This is a genomic window from Sphingomonas sp. ASY06-1R, assembly GCF_052180265.1.
Classification (GTDB): Bacteria; Pseudomonadota; Alphaproteobacteria; order Sphingomonadales; family Sphingomonadaceae; genus Sphingomonas_I.
This window is the reverse complement of the sequence record NZ_CP197464.1, coordinates 3,221,890-3,235,291: the sequence shown is the minus strand read 5'-3', so window position 1 is coordinate 3,235,291 and position 13,402 is coordinate 3,221,890. Positions and strand designations below refer to the sequence as shown.

The window sequence follows — 13,402 nt, the reverse complement described above, 5'->3', positions numbered from 1 at the left end:
GTCATGCGTACCCCGCATTGTTCCACCTCGAACGACAGGGGTTGTCATGACCATGGTTCCCGACCTCGAATTGCTGCTGGCGCCGGTGTCCGAAGACGACCGCGCCGGCCCGGACCTCGCTTATGATCCGCAGCGCCACGAGATCGAGCAGGCGTTCGAAGCCTCCGTCTCGATCGACATGACCGGTACCGCGACGCAGGTTCCGGATATCGACTGGCGCCGCATCATCGCGGAGATCGCGGACCAGAGCGCGCGCACCAAGGATGTTTGGCTGGCGGTGTATTTGTGCCGCGCCGGCGCGCGTGCCGGCCGCCTCGAAACGGTCGAGCTCGGCTTGCAATATCTGGAGGGGCTGCTGGAACAGTTCTGGGACGTCGTGCATCCCAGGCTCGACGAATATGGCATCGAGGGCCGCACGGGCGCGTGCGCCACGCTGATCAGCTTTCGCGAGTTCATCGCTCCTCTGCGCGCGGTCACGCTGCTCGATCATCCGCGGCATGGCAGCTTCACCGGCGAGGACCTTCATCGATTTCAGCGCGGTGGGGAGGCAGAGGCGGGCTATGGGGCGTTTCGCGCCACGCTTGAGGAGCCGGAAAGTGTCGAGCGATTGGCGCGCGCGGTGGCGCGCCTCGATGCGATCCAGACGCTGCTGCGGAGCGTCGACGCGGCTCTGGCCGCGCGCGCTGGCAGTGGCGCCGGCGCCAGTTTCGCGCCGGTCTACGAGGCGTTGGTCGAGATCGGCGGTGCCGCGCGCGTCTTCCTGCCCGTGACGGCGGTTCAGGCCGCACTGGCCGAGGAAGAGGGCGCGCCTGCACCGGCTGAGCGGCGGATGGTTGGGACGATCCGATCGCGGGAGGATGTCGCGCGGATGATCGACCTGGTGATCGACTATTACCGACGCAGCGAGCCGCATAGCCCGGTGCCGCTGCTGCTCGCGCGCGCCAAGGAATGGATCAGTCTCGACTTCATGGAAGTGCTGGAAGACATCGCGCCGAACGCGATCGGCGACGCACGGCAGTTGCTCAATTTCCGGCGTGGCGCTCCGTGATCGGCAACACGTCGCGGGGCTGTGGTCGGCCGGCTTATGGCAGAGGAGCTTGCTCTGCGCCGACGTTCGGGTTCTCACGATATGTGCCGCACAAAAACATCATCTTAAAGCAAAGTTGGATGCGCTTTGGCTGCATATGCAGTCATATCAAAATGTATTTGCGCTTCGAATGTAAATTTTCATGATGATACTGGAATAAAATAACCGGATCGGATCGATTTTTACCCGAATGACAATCGTAACGCTTCATAACGCCTTTGAAATCTTTCTGAAGCGCGGCTGCCTGCATTTTCAATACATCGAACGGCGTCGGCCCACGGTCGGCGTATGCGCAGCCAGACGAGGTGAACATGGTTTCGGCCAAGGGCGGTCAACGCTTCATCAAGGAAAACCGGGCGCCTCGCGTCCACATCGAATATGAAGTTGAGACCTATGGGTCGCGGCAGAAGATCGAAATCCCCTTCGTCATGGGCGTGATGTCCGACCTGTCGGGTAAATCGCTGATCGAAAAGAAGCCGCATGCCGATCGCGACTTCATCGAGTTCGATATGGATAATTTCGACGAGCGGATGGAGCGCATCGCGCCACGGGCCGCCTTTGCGGTAGAGAATACGCTTACCGGTGAGGGACGGCTCGGCGTCGACCTTACGTTCAAGACGCTGGAGGATTTCAACCCCGGCCGTATCGCCCGCAACTTGCCGGCGCTCGCAAAGCTGCTGGAAGCGCGCGAACAGCTTAACGACCTGATGGTCTATATGGACGGCAAAGCTGGGGCCCAGGCACTGCTCGACAAAGTGCTCAAGGATCCTGCCTTGATGGCGACACTGGCCTCCGAAGCCGCCGCCTCGGACGAGGCTGCCCCTGCGAGCGACAAGCTCGACGACTGAACCTGCGCGAACTGCGCTCCCGTTTTCCCGTCAGGAGATCACCATGGCTCAGGAAGCCTTGCAATCGGTCGCGCCCGTCGCGACCCCCGAAACCGGCTTTGCCGACGATTTTGCGGCGTTGCTCCAGAAGGAGTTCAAGCCCGGTACCGATGCCAAGCAGGGCCGGATCGAGCAGGCGGTGAAGACTCTCGCCCAGCAGGCGCTTGAAGACGCCGCGGTGATTGGCGAGGACGTCTACATGACGGTGGATGCGCTCAAGGCCGCCATCGACCGCAAGCTATCGATCCAGATCAACGCGATCATCCACCATCCCGAATTCCAGACGCTGGAATCGGCGTGGCGGGGGCTTTGGTATCTTGTCGGCAACACCTCCACCGGCAAAGATCTCAAGATTCGCGTGCTCAATATCTCCAAGGAGGAGACGCGTCGCCAGTTCCGGCAGTATCGCGACGCCGCCTGGGACCAGAGCCCGCTGTTCAAGAAGATCTACGAGGCGGAGTTCGGCCAGCTTGGCGGTCAGCCCTATGGCGCGATCGTGTGCGATTACAGCTTCGACCATAGCGGCCCGGACATTGAGGTCATGAAGGGGCTCGCCAAAATCGGCGCGGCGGCGCACGCGCCGTTCATCGCGGCCGCCGGCTCCAAATTGATTGGCATGGACAGCTGGCGCGAACTGGCAAACCCACGCGACCTCGCCAAGCAGTTCGAAGCGACTGACTATATGGCGTGGCGTTCCTTCCGCGCGTCGAACGACAGCCGCTACATGGCGTTGACCCTGCCGCGCTTTCTTGGGCGACCGCTCTACGGCGCCGAGACGGATCCGGTCGAGGAGTTCGCGTTCGAAGAGGAGGTCGAGGGCACGCACGACAAATATCTGTGGCTCAACGCGTCCTACGCGCTGGGTGTGCGCGTCACCGAGGCCTTCAAGACCTATGGTTGGTGTACGCGCATTCGCGGGGTGGAATCGGGTGGTACCGTCGAGGACCTGCCGACCGCGCTGTTCCCCACCGACGAGGGCGGCCTCGACGCCAAATGCCCGACCGAGATTGCGATCTCGGATCGCCGCGAGGCCGAGCTATCGAAAGCTGGGCTGATGGCGTTGGTGCACCGCAAGAATACCGATAACGCGACCTTCATCGGCGCCCAGACGCTGCACGCGCCCAAGGCCTATGAAGATCCGGACGCCACCGCAAATGCTAATCTGTCCGCGCGGCTTCCCTATATTTTCGCGAGCTGTCGTTTCGCGCATTATCTAAAATGCATGGTGCGTGACTGGATCGGCGGCACGCGCGAGGCCCCGCAGCTTGAGCGCGATCTGCAGAGCTGGATCATGCAATATGTCGATCTGCAGCCTGAGCATTCCGATGAGAAAGCCAAGGCGCGCAAGCCGCTCAAGCAGGCCAAAGTCGAGGTCATTCCCGATCCGGAAAATCCCGGCTTCTATCGCGGCGTCTTCCACATGGTCCCGCACTACCAGCTTGAGGGCATGGACGTGTCGCTGAGCATGGTGTCGCGCCTTCCCAAGGGCGCGGCCTGAAGACGAAATACCCCTGAAACCGATTTTACCATTGGTAGAATAAGGAGATCGTTGTGGCTGTAGAAATGTTCCTGAAGCTCGCAGGTTGCGAAGGTGAATCGATCGCGACCGGGCATCCCAATGAAATCGAACTGCTGGGCTGGAACTGGGGCGTGAGCAACCAGGGCAGCTCCAGCATGGGTGGCGGCTCGGGCAGCGGCAAGGCGTCGTTCCACGATCTCAGCATCACGAAATATGTCGATAAGGCGACTGCGACGATCCTCAGCAACTGCGCGGGCGGCAAGCACTTCACCAATGCAGTGCTCACCTGTCGCAAAGTCGGCGGCGACACGCCGCTCGAATATCTCAAGATCACGATGGATCAGGTGTTCGTGAGCGGCGTCCAGCACGGTGGCAGCCCCGGCGACGAACTGACCGTCGAGAATGTCACGCTGAACTTTGCCAAGGTCGACGTGACCTATTCGCCCCAGAGCGCCCAGGGTTCGGCGGCAGGCAGCGTTCCGTTCAAATGGGATATCCGCAAGAACGAATCCGCCTGACCCAGACCGCCAATGGAGATCGCAGGTTTTGGAGCCGTGCGATCTCAGGCGCCCCGCGTTGTGTCGAGGCACGGACAAATCCGGTTCTTCAAGACTTGCACCACTGACTGCGGAGGCAAACCTTGGCCAGCGAAGCGCCGTTCGTGCTCTTCGAGAGCAACTTCGGAAGCTTGGTTCGGGGCATGCAGGCAGAGGGGCTTCATGCCAGCCTGAAGCAAATTCCGGTCGTCCTGCGGATATCGATGCCGCAGGCGATCCGGGATCGCTTCAAGAAAGATCCACTGCTTAACAACGATGTCCAGTTGAAGATCGCCGCTGCAATTCGGCTGATCGTACAGAACCGCCTGTTTCCCTCGATCCATGACAATACGCGCGACAATCCCGCGCTGCGGCAGAACATTCAGCACGTCTTCCTTCAGGAACAGCCGGGCCTCAACAAGATCGTTACCGACGCCATCGGGCGGGCGATGGCGAGCTCGGCGGCCTGGAACGATTATCGGAACGACAGTGCCAAGGAGATCAGCCGGATCTCCGTGACGCTGGCGCTGGCCGCCGCCGCCGCTGCTGCCGCGCCGCCAACCGGGGGTGCCTCGATCGCGCTGATGATCGTCACGCTGGTGCGTGGGCTGACCGACGCTGCGAAGAAGTTTGGCGAGGCCTTTCGTACCGCCGAGGAAAGCAGATTGCGCGTGATCGCGGAGATTGCGACGCTAAAGGCGGCCTATGACCGCAGCCCGGCGCTTGGCCGGGCCAGCCAATTGGGTGGCGCCGTCGCGCATGCGCTGACCGTCGGCAAGATCGCGACGATCTTTCGCAGCGACCCGCTTCCTGGCTTCACCCGCATCAAGACCGAACTGAATGCCTATAAGGGCAAGCTCGGCCATCTGAACGAATATGCCGAGCGTCTCGGCTCCCAGCTTTATGATCTGCTGGAAAAGATCGAAGCATTTCGCGACGAACATGGCGTCGCGCACGGCGACGAAAGCCTGTTTCCCGAGCTCACCAGATTGGAGCGCAAAATCAACTTGCTGCTGATCGGCGGCGTGACCGGAAAGCGGCGCGGGTTTCGCGAGAAAGCGACAATTTCGCAGGCGTGGACAACTTGCCAAAACGGTATGACCGCGCTTGCGGCCGTGGAACTTCAGTTCAAGGCGCTCAAGGCCGAGGAATCTCGCGAGACGGCCATCCTCCTCGCGGATCGCGTGCTGACCCTGATCACCAATGTCGGGGTCGGTCTTGCGGGATATAACGGTGTGCTGGCGGCGGCGGGGGACGTGCCGGCGCAGGTTCAGACCGCGCTGCGTATCAACCCTGCCGATTCCGATGTCGCAAGGGGCGCTTCGGTATTTGCGATGACCATCGCGCGCCAATGTATGAGCCTGTTCAAGGATGGGCACGCGCTGGCGAAAGAGCTGGGCATCGTAACCAAAGCGCCCGATCGGACGAAGGCGCAGCTTGAAGAAGTCAATAGCGGGTTGGACCCGGTGGTTCGTCCGTCGCCACCGAGCCGGGCGGGCGCCAATCTGATCGCCACACTGGAGGCGCGCCACGCCGCGCGTCATGCGGCATCGGGCCGCCCGCCGCCACCGACGCGGCCGCCGCCGCCCATTCCCGACGCCTGATCGCCGGAGCCATCTCGGCGCGCGGTCCCATCAACAAGGTTTCACTATGCCCATCACTTTTAAGGACAAATGGAATTCGCTCTCCCTGAAGCGCCTGACCAAGGACGATGGCGCCAAAAACATCTTCTATTTCTGGCGCGCCAAAACCCGGTTCCATGCCGACGCACCGGGCACGCTTCAGTCGCTCGGAGCATTGCCCCGTCAGGATCGTCCCGTGCCAAAAAGGGACGAGCCGATTTATGGCGCAGGAACACCGGCGCAGATCTCCAACTCGATATCGGCGGCGCTGCGCCCTGACGGTAGCTTCGACCGGCAGAAAAGCCGGCTGACGACATCCATGGTGCGCAAGTTCAACAGGGGCTTGAGCAGTCCTAAACATTTCGACGTCCCCAGCAACCAGCTCGATCGGATGATGACGGATATCCAGATCGATCGCTTGCGAATTGGCGATCGCCACATGCTGAACAGCGCCAGCGCGGTGGATATAAGGCGCGCACTTTTCGCCGCGCATTCCCGGTTCAATTCCAATCCCCAGGTTGCGGCGCTGCTTTCCCGCGCGATCGCCATGGACGGTAAACCGGTGGAAGTGACCCAAGGCGTCCACCAGTCGAACGATCCCCACTTCGACGTGCTTATGCCGGGCGAGGCTCAACAATATCATGTGAACGTCGCTTATGGTGAGAAGCCACTCCGCATCATCAGCATCAGCTTTATGAATCCCGTAGGATCTGCGACGCGAACAACCACGGTCGAGCCCGATAGCTAATTTATCCGACCCGCAGCCTCTACTGCGATTTTGGTTCCGTTGCCGCCTTCATGACAGGCGTAACGCATTATCCTCGCCCTGAAACATCTTTGCGTTTCGCCCCACCTAGGAAGCTGCGGCAGGCGATCGCCAGCCCATCAAGGATCGTGTCCATGTCGGAGAGTTTGTCTGCAACGCAGGCCGCGGCCCTGAATGGCCTCGAGATCGGCGACATCGGCGAAGTGCATCGTCTGCTGATCGACGGTCTGCGGGCGCGTCCCGATGACCAGCAGGCGCGCATGTTTCTGTTCCAGCTGCACTGCATCGATGGCGCGTGGGAGAAAGCGCGCACGCAACTCAAGGCGCTCGCGGCGCTTTCGCCGGCCGCCCAGATGCTTGCAGTTGGCTATAATCAGGCCATCGAAGCCGAGCTGGTGCGTGCGGGGTCCAGCCGGGGCGGCGAGGCGGCAGCGCCGCTCCACGCCTCGGCGGACTGGGCCGCTGATCTTGCCAGCGCGTTCGGGGCCGATGCGCGTAACGCCGTCGAGATGCGCGCCCGCGCATTCCAGGCATCGCCGGATATGCCGGGCGAGATCGATGGTCGTCCTTTCGACTATGTGTTCGATGGGGATGGCCGCTTCGGTCCCGCGTTCGAAGCGATCGTTGCGGGGCGGTGGGGTCTGATCCCCTTTTGCGCGGTCGAGGAGATTCGGAGCGAGGGGCCGGTCGATCTGCGTGATCTGGTCTGGCTCCCCGCGGAAGTTCGGTTGCGGGCGGGGGGCTCGGTGGCGGCGCTGCTGCCCGCGCGCTATCCGGGCACCGAGCACGAGCCGGACTCCCAGCTTCGTCTGGCGCGGAAGACTGAATGGCGTGATGCCGACGGCTATATCCGCGGCGTCGGGCAGCGCGTCTGGACGACGAGCGACGGCGAGGATGTCGGCATCCTTTCGTTCCGCCACATCCGGTTTGCGCCGCTGCCATAATGTCGCGGATCAACCCCACCCTGTTCGACAAGCTCGTCGCCGATAATCAGCTCGACGGATTGCCTGGGGACACTGGCCGCGCCAGCGTCGAACTCGGCGGCGCGCGCTTCCATACCGTGCCACGGATCGAGCGCTTCAACGACGCGGCGCTTCGTGCGACGCTCTTGCGGGAGCTTGGCTGGCTCCTCAACACGACCAACCTCGATGCCGTGCAGGATCTGTCGGCTGTGCCGGAGGTGGCGACCTCTACGTTGAACTACGGCCTGGCCGACCTGAGCGGCACCTTGCTCACGCGTAACGGCATCCAGGCCCGCGCGCGCGACATGCGCGAGGCGATCATGCGCTACGAACCGCGGGTCGAACGCGGCAGCCTTGAGGTCGAACCCCTCTTAGAGGGATCGCGCCCGAACAGCATCGGCTTCCTCATTCGCGGCGATGCCACCACCGCATTGCAGGCAATGCCCGTTGAAATCCGCACCGACGTCGAAGTCGATACGGGCGAAGCGAGCTTCCGGGACTGAGGATGGATCCGCGTTTCCTCCAGGCTTATAATGATGAGCTCGTTCATCTGCGCGAGACCGCGCGCCAGTTCGGCGAGGAATATCCCACCGTCGCCGGCAGGCTTGGGCTCGGGACGACGGCAGATGTCGATCCGCATGTCGAGCGCCTGCTTGAAGGCGTCGCGTTTCTTGGTGCGCGCGTTCAGCTTAAGCTGCAGGATCAGTTTCCCGACTTCACCCAGCATCTGCTCAACGTCGTCCAGCCGCATTATCTCGCGCCGACGCCGTCGATCTGCGTCGTCGGGTTCGAGCCGCTCGAAGGCGACAGCACGCTCGCAAAGGGCGTCGACATCCCCCGCGAAACCCGGCTTCACGCCACCGCCGCCGACCGGGATGCGAGCCCGGTTATCTTCCGCACCGGGCATGACGTGACATTGTGGCCGATCCAGGTCGAGCAAGTCGAATATCTCGGATCGCGCAGCGCCGTCGCGCCCTATCTCGGATCCGCAAAGGCGGGCGAGGCCGTCGAGGCGGGTTTGCGGATCCGGTTGCGGACGACTTCGGGGATCAAGTTCGGCGCCGTGGCCGCCGACAGCCTGCCGCTCTATCTTGACGGGGAAGGCGCCGTACCGGGCGAATTGTACCGCCAGCTGATCGGCGACGCCGTGGGTGCGGTTGCCCTTGCGCCGTCTGCCGTGAATGGCGCCGGCACGCGGCTGCCTTTGCCCGCCCAGCACGGCTTCGACGAAGCGTGTGCGCTCCTGCCGGCCGAGCGGCGATCAAACCGCGGCTATCGCATCCTCAGCGAATATTTCGCCTGCCCCGAGCGTTTCCAATTCGTCCGGATCGACGGGCTGGCGCGGGCCTTCGCCGCGCTCGATGCGGACGAGGGCTGCGATATCGTGATCCTGTTTCGACGGGTCGTACCCGCGCTGGCGGGGGCGGTCTCTACCGCCAATGTCCGATTGTTCGCGACCCCTGCCATCAACCTGTTCGAAAAGCAGCTCGATCGGGTTCAGATCAACGCGTTCGACCATGAGCGTCAGGTGATAGCGGATCGCGCGCGACCGCTCGATTTCGAGGTCTATCGCCTGCTGGACGTCAAAGCGCATGGCGGCGAGTCGAGCGAAGCGCGCCCAGTGGCGCCGCTCTACGACTATGCCGGGCAGCTTTACGATTGGGGCGAGGCCTTGTTCTTCGTCACACGGATGCGCCATCGCCGGTTATCCACGCGCGAACAGCGCATGCGGCAGCGAAGCGACTATATCGGCACGGAGACGTGGATCAGCTTGACCGCGCCCGGCAGCCCGGAGCGGATCGAACATATATCTGAATTATCGGTGCGCGCGCTCGTTACCAACCGAGAGCTTGCCGGCATGATCCGCACGACGGGGACGCCGATCGTCGCGGAAGGGGTGCCGATACGCGCCATCGCGCTTTTGCGTGCACCCACCAGGCCGCGTCCGCCGCTTGCCATCGGCGATTCAGCCTGGCGATTGATTGCCCATCTCACGCCCAATTATACGGGCTTCGCGCGCGATCCTGGCGGCAGTCCGGAAGTGTTGCGCAGTCATCTCGCGCTCTATGGCCGTGTCGATGACGCGGCGCTGCGGCGCGAGGTTGACGGCATTCGCGCAGTTCATGCCAGCCCGGTGTCGCGCCGACTTCCGGACAGCACCCGCGTCAACTTCGTTCGTGGCCAGCACCTGCGTATCGTCCTGGATCAGGCCAATTACGAAAATGGCCGGATGTTCCTGTTCAGCGCGGTGGTCGAGCGCTTCCTGGCCGAATTTGCCGCGGTCAACAGTTTCGCCGAAGTCAGTTTCGAAACCCTCCAGCAAGGGATGTTCGCCGAATGGCCCGCACGCCTCGGCCAGCGTCCGACCATCTGAGCTATCTCCGGCGCGCCGCGGCGAAGATCGCGCGTGTGTCGCCGCTCGCGCTGCTGCGTGGGGCGGAAGCGCGCGCTCCAGGCTTGCCGCGGATCGGCGCGGCGAAACTCCCGGCTGACGATATCGTCGCGATGGTCCATACGCCGTCGCTCGCCTTTCCGGCGGCCACGCTCGACGCGATTACGGTCAGCGATAATCGCGCGACGATTGCGGGAAGCTGGCTCGGTTTGACCGGGCCGATGGGGCCGCTGCCGCTGCATCTCAGCGAATATGCGCTGTATGAGCGCGCTTATGCGCGCCAGCGGCCGTTCGGGCGCTTCCTCGATGTCATCAGCGGGCGGATGCTCCAATTCTTCTATCGCGCCTGGGCCGGGGCTGTGCCGGCGGCGAGCCTCGACCGCGTGGACGACGATCATTTCGGGCGCAAGATCGCCGCGCTGAGCGGCGCGGACGACGGCGCGCATGGCTCAAGCACCTTTCCGGCGCATGCCCGGCTTCGCTATGCTGGCCTCTTCGCCTCGCCGCGCAGCCCAAGCGGTATTGCCGATGCGCTGGCGGATCTGCTGCGGCTGCCCGTGCACATCGTCGAACATGTCGAACGTTGGCGTAGCGTCGAACCCGGCGATCGCAGTCTACTTGGCGGCGGCTTCGCGACGCTCGGCCGCGACGCGCTGGCGGGGCGACGCGTCTGCACGGTCGACGAGGCGTTCAAGGTCGTGGTCCATGTCGCCTCTGCGCGCGACTATCGGGACCTGCTGCCGGGCGGTGCCCGCTACGCCCTGCTGGTCGAAGCGATGGACGCCTTTGCACCGCCGCAGCTTGAGTGGGAGATCGAACTGGCGGTTGCGGGCGACGCGATCCGCCCGGCGCGGCTCGGTGCGTCCGCCCAGCTCGGTTGGTCCAGCTGGAGCGGGCCGGTCGCCCCGCAAGACATTCGATCCGACGCCCGTCTTGGCGACAATGCCCGGCGGCTCGCGCAACGCATGACCCAGGAGAGCGCAGCATGACCGATATCAGCCGGTCGGCCTTGTTTGGCCGTCTCAATCCGACCGCGATGAGGGCGATTGAGACCGCTACCGGATTCTGCCGGATGCGCGGCAACCCCTATGTCGAGTTGGCACACTGGCTGCACGTGATGGTGCAGGATGCGCGCAACGACGTGGCGAATATCCATGCTGCTTTCGCGATCGACGATGCGCGCCTGGCATCCGATCTGGTGGCCGCGCTCGACAAATTGCCGCGCGGCGCGAGCGCGGTCAGCGACTTCGCTCCGCAGATCGAGGAGGCGATCGAGAAGGGTTGGTTCTATGCCTCGCTGCTGTTCGGCGCTGCGCGCGTCCGTTCGGGTCACCTGCTGTTCGCGATGCTCAAAACACCGACGCTCCGCGGCATGCTGCTCCAGATCTCGGGCGAATGGCGCAAGGTCGTTGTCGACCGGCTGGGCGGTGATTTCGCGGTGATCACCGCGGTATCCAAGGAGGAGGACGGGCCGATCGGAGCGGCCGAACCGGGCGTAGCACCCGCTGCTGCCGAGGGCGAGGCGCTGGCGCGCTATTCGGTCGACCTGACCGCGCGCGCGCGCGCCGGCGAAATCGACCCGATCGTCGGACGCGACGCCGAGATCCGCCAGGCGATCGACATCCTCCTGCGGCGGCGGCAGAACAATCCCATCCTTACCGGTGAGGCCGGTGTGGGGAAGACCGCGATCGTCGAGGGGCTCGCGCGGCGCATCGCTGATGGGGATGTCCCCCCGGCGCTGGCCGATGTCAGTCTTTACGCACTCGACATCGGCTTGCTCCAGGCAGGGGCGGGGGTGAAGGGCGAGTTTGAGAAGCGCCTCCGTCAGATCATCGACGAAGTCGAGAGTGCGACCCGCCCGATCATCCTATTCATCGACGAAGCGCATACGCTGATCGGGGCGGGCGGGCAGGCGGGCACCGGCGATGCTGCCAACCTGCTCAAGCCGGCGCTCGCGCGCGGGCGGCTGCGCACGATCGCAGCGACAACCTGGGCGGAATATCGCCAATATTTCGAGAAGGATCCGGCGCTCACCCGCCGCTTCCAGCCGATCGCGGTCGGTGAACCCGATCTGGAGCGCGCAACCGCCATGCTCCGCTCGCTTCGCGGCGTGATCGAGACGCATCATAATGTCGTCATTCTCGATGAGGCGGTGCAGGCAGCGGTTCGGCTATCGCAGCGCTACATTCCGGCGCGCCAGCTTCCCGACAAGGCGGTGAGCCTGCTCGATACCGCCGCGGCGCGCGTATCGGTATCGCAGCATGCCACGCCGGCACCGGTCGAGGATGCGCGGCGGCGGATCGAGCTGCTGACGCTGGAGCGCGAAATCGCAGAGCGTGAGGCGAAGGGACGCTACACCAGCGCGGATCGGCTTGGACCGCTGGACGAAGCGCTGGCGGATGCGCGGCGGGGCCTGGAAGCTTTGGACTCCAAATGGGCAGCGGAACGTGACGCCGTCGGTCATGTTGCCGCTCTGCGCGGAACGTCCGAGACAGAAGGTGCCAGCCTGGATCGCGCGCTGGCGGCCGCAGCGGCGGCGCGTGGCGAGGCGCCGATGGTGTTCGGTGAGGTCGATGCCGACATCGTGGCGGCAGTGGTCGGCGACTGGACTGGCATTCCGGTCGGCCGGATGGTCAAGGACGAGCTCGCGGCGGCCTTGGTTATCGAGGAACGGCTGAAGCGCCGGGTCGTTGGCCAGGATCATGCGATGGATGCGATCGCCAAGCGCATCCGCACGACGCGCGCCAAGCTCGACAATCCGGCCAAGCCGGTGGGCGTGTTCCTGCTCTGCGGCCCATCGGGGGTCGGCAAGACCGAGACCGCCCATGCACTGGCCGAGCTGCTATATTCCGGCGAGGACAGCCTCATCACCATCAACATGAGCGAATTTCAGGAGGCGCATACCGTCTCGACGCTGAAGGGTGCGCCTGCAGGCTATGTCGGGTTCGGCCAGGGCGGTGTGCTCACCGAAGCCGTACGCCGGCGCCCCTATTCCGTGGTCCTGCTCGACGAGGTCGAAAAAGCGCATCCGGACGTCCACGAAATGTTCTTCCAGGTCTTCGACAAGGGGTACATGGAGGATTCCGAAGGGCGCTTCATCGACTTCCGCAACACCTTGATCCTGCTCACTTCCAACGTGGGCACTGATCTCATCACTTCGCTGTGCGAGGATGAGGATCTGATCCCTACGCCCGCAGGATTGGCCGACGCGCTACGCCAGCCGTTGCTTGAAGTCTTTCCGCCCGCGCTGCTCGGCCGGTTGGTTGTGCTTCCCTATTTTCCGCTGTCGCCGCTGGTGCTGCGGCGGATCGTCGAACTCCAGCTCGGCCGGATCGTCCGCCGCGTTGCCGAAAATTACGGCGCCGCGCTCAACTATGACGACGCCGCCGTCGACCTGATCATCTCGCGCTGCCAGGAAGTGGCGTCGGGTGGACGGATGATCGATGCCATCCTGACCAATACGATGCTTCCGGAATTGTCGATCGCCCTGATCGAGCGGCAGATTTCGGGAACCTCCGTCGTGGCGATCCAGGTCAGCGCCGACAATCTCGGCTTCACGTATGATTTTACCGATGCCGATCCGGCGCCCGCCGCTGCGGTCGAGCCGGTGCCGATCGAAATTTGACATGAG

Annotated in this window: 11 protein-coding genes; all 11 read left to right on the top strand. The window is 63.7% G+C overall.

The window, feature by feature from the left end:
- Positions 1-46 precede the first annotated feature (46 nt).
- A complete protein-coding gene (gene tssA / locus ACSBM8_RS15355; protein WP_442678868.1) occupies positions 47-1,048 on the top strand; it encodes a type VI secretion system protein TssA in 1,002 nt (333 codons plus the stop codon).
- Between the two features lie 350 nt (positions 1,049-1,398).
- Positions 1,399-1,935, top strand: a complete 537-nt coding sequence (gene tssB / locus ACSBM8_RS15350) for a type VI secretion system contractile sheath small subunit (protein WP_442678867.1) — start codon at positions 1,399-1,401, stop codon at positions 1,933-1,935.
- Positions 1,936-1,978: 43 nt separating this feature from the next.
- Positions 1,979-3,472 carry a type VI secretion system contractile sheath large subunit gene (gene tssC / locus ACSBM8_RS15345; RefSeq protein WP_442678866.1) on the top strand — a complete coding sequence of 498 codons (1,494 nt, stop codon included), beginning with the start codon at positions 1,979-1,981 and terminating at the stop codon, positions 3,470-3,472.
- A 53-nt stretch (positions 3,473-3,525) separates the two neighbouring features.
- Positions 3,526-4,011, top strand: a complete 486-nt coding sequence (locus tag ACSBM8_RS15340; RefSeq protein WP_442678865.1) for an Hcp family type VI secretion system effector — start codon at positions 3,526-3,528, stop codon at positions 4,009-4,011.
- A gap of 122 nt (positions 4,012-4,133) precedes the next feature.
- A complete protein-coding gene (locus ACSBM8_RS15335; RefSeq protein ID WP_442678864.1) occupies positions 4,134-5,633 on the top strand; it encodes a hypothetical protein in 1,500 nt (499 codons plus the stop codon).
- Positions 5,572-6,399: a hypothetical protein gene (locus ACSBM8_RS15330; protein ID WP_442678863.1), complete on the top strand. Its 828-nt coding sequence runs from the start codon at positions 5,572-5,574 to the stop codon at positions 6,397-6,399. The genes ACSBM8_RS15335 and ACSBM8_RS15330 overlap by 62 nt, the downstream gene beginning before the upstream one ends.
- Before the next feature lie 152 nt (positions 6,400-6,551).
- Positions 6,552-7,361 carry a type VI secretion system accessory protein TagJ gene (locus tag ACSBM8_RS15325; RefSeq protein WP_442678862.1) on the top strand — a complete coding sequence of 270 codons (810 nt, stop codon included), beginning with the start codon at positions 6,552-6,554 and terminating at the stop codon, positions 7,359-7,361.
- Positions 7,361-7,882 carry a type VI secretion system baseplate subunit TssE gene (locus ACSBM8_RS15320; protein ID WP_442678861.1) on the top strand — a complete coding sequence of 174 codons (522 nt, stop codon included), beginning with the start codon at positions 7,361-7,363 and terminating at the stop codon, positions 7,880-7,882. Before ACSBM8_RS15325 ends, ACSBM8_RS15320 begins: the two co-directional genes overlap by 1 nt.
- 2 nt (positions 7,883-7,884) lie before the next feature.
- Positions 7,885-9,753: a type VI secretion system baseplate subunit TssF gene (gene tssF / locus ACSBM8_RS15315; RefSeq protein WP_442678860.1), complete on the top strand. Its 1,869-nt coding sequence runs from the start codon at positions 7,885-7,887 to the stop codon at positions 9,751-9,753.
- Positions 9,717-10,760, top strand: coding sequence for a type VI secretion system baseplate subunit TssG (tssG, locus tag ACSBM8_RS15310; RefSeq protein ID WP_442678859.1), 1,044 nt, complete (start codon positions 9,717-9,719; stop codon positions 10,758-10,760). The genes tssF and tssG overlap by 37 nt, the downstream gene beginning before the upstream one ends.
- Positions 10,757-13,396, top strand: coding sequence for a type VI secretion system ATPase TssH (gene tssH, locus ACSBM8_RS15305; RefSeq protein ID WP_442678858.1), 2,640 nt, complete (start codon positions 10,757-10,759; stop codon positions 13,394-13,396). Before tssG ends, tssH begins: the two co-directional genes overlap by 4 nt.
- Positions 13,397-13,402 lie beyond the last annotated feature (6 nt).

What these genes read in the sequence shown, in the direction of transcription:
- tssA (WP_442678868.1), top strand. Translation starts at nt 47, where the DNA reads ATGACCATGGTTCCCGACCTCGAATTGCTGCTGGCGCCGGTGTCCGAA.
- tssB (WP_442678867.1), top strand. Translation starts at nt 1,399, where the DNA reads ATGGTTTCGGCCAAGGGCGGTCAACGCTTCATCAAGGAAAACCGGGCG.
- tssC (WP_442678866.1), top strand. Translation starts at nt 1,979, where the DNA reads ATGGCTCAGGAAGCCTTGCAATCGGTCGCGCCCGTCGCGACCCCCGAA.
- ACSBM8_RS15330 (WP_442678863.1), top strand. Translation starts at nt 5,572, where the DNA reads ATGCGGCATCGGGCCGCCCGCCGCCACCGACGCGGCCGCCGCCGCCCA.
- ACSBM8_RS15325 (WP_442678862.1), top strand. Translation starts at nt 6,552, where the DNA reads ATGTCGGAGAGTTTGTCTGCAACGCAGGCCGCGGCCCTGAATGGCCTC.
- ACSBM8_RS15320 (WP_442678861.1), top strand. Translation starts at nt 7,361, where the DNA reads ATGTCGCGGATCAACCCCACCCTGTTCGACAAGCTCGTCGCCGATAAT.
- tssF (WP_442678860.1), top strand. Translation starts at nt 7,885, where the DNA reads ATGGATCCGCGTTTCCTCCAGGCTTATAATGATGAGCTCGTTCATCTG.
- tssG (WP_442678859.1), top strand. Translation starts at nt 9,717, where the DNA reads ATGGCCCGCACGCCTCGGCCAGCGTCCGACCATCTGAGCTATCTCCGG.
- tssH (WP_442678858.1), top strand. Translation starts at nt 10,757, where the DNA reads ATGACCGATATCAGCCGGTCGGCCTTGTTTGGCCGTCTCAATCCGACC.